Here is a 598-nt window from a genome sequence, read left to right on the forward strand (position 1 = left end):
GGAGCTTGCCCGCGAAGGCGTCAGTACAGACACCGCAAAACCCGGGACGCGCACTGTTTTTGACCTTTATGACAGAAAAGTGAAAATAAGCGTTGACGGGAAATTCCACGGCTCTATAATTCGCCCCACTTCCGGCGCAGTCGAAACGGAAAAGCCTTTGAGATTCAACGAGTTACAAAGGTTTTGAGGGTTTTGACAGGCGGGTCGCTTCAGTTCATCGAAGCGTGGAAGTAGCTGAAAAGGCAGTGTGTTTTCGCCTCTTCAGCGGTTCGATCCTCTCGGTCGAAAGCGGTGTAAAAGAGGTGTTGACAGCAGCGTGTAACGCTGTAGAATTCGCCTCCCGCTAACGAGAGATCGAAAGCGCAAGTGGTTGAAGTTGAAGAGGAAACTCTGAAAACTTCTGAAAATAATCACTTGACAGCAAATGAGGCTGCTGTAGAATGCGCGCCTCGGTTCAGCGAACAGCTCAACCAACCGCTCTTTAACAACTGAATCAAGCAATTCGTGTGGGTGCTTGTGGAGTCAGACTGAATAGTCAACAGATTATCAGCATCACAAGTTACTCCGCGAGAAATCAAAGATGTAACCAACGATTGCT

General features: G+C 48.5%; 1 protein-coding gene. It reads left to right on the top strand.

Annotated features, from left to right (window positions below):
- On the top strand, nt 1-187 hold a 187-nt coding region (locus HX830_RS31940; RefSeq protein WP_218171433.1), incomplete at its 5' end, for a hypothetical protein.
- Between the last annotated feature and the right edge of the window lie 411 nt (nt 188-598).

The sequence above is a fragment of the Pseudomonas gingeri genome, from assembly GCF_013385425.1.
Classification (GTDB): Bacteria; Pseudomonadota; Gammaproteobacteria; order Pseudomonadales; family Pseudomonadaceae; genus Aquipseudomonas; species Aquipseudomonas gingeri_D.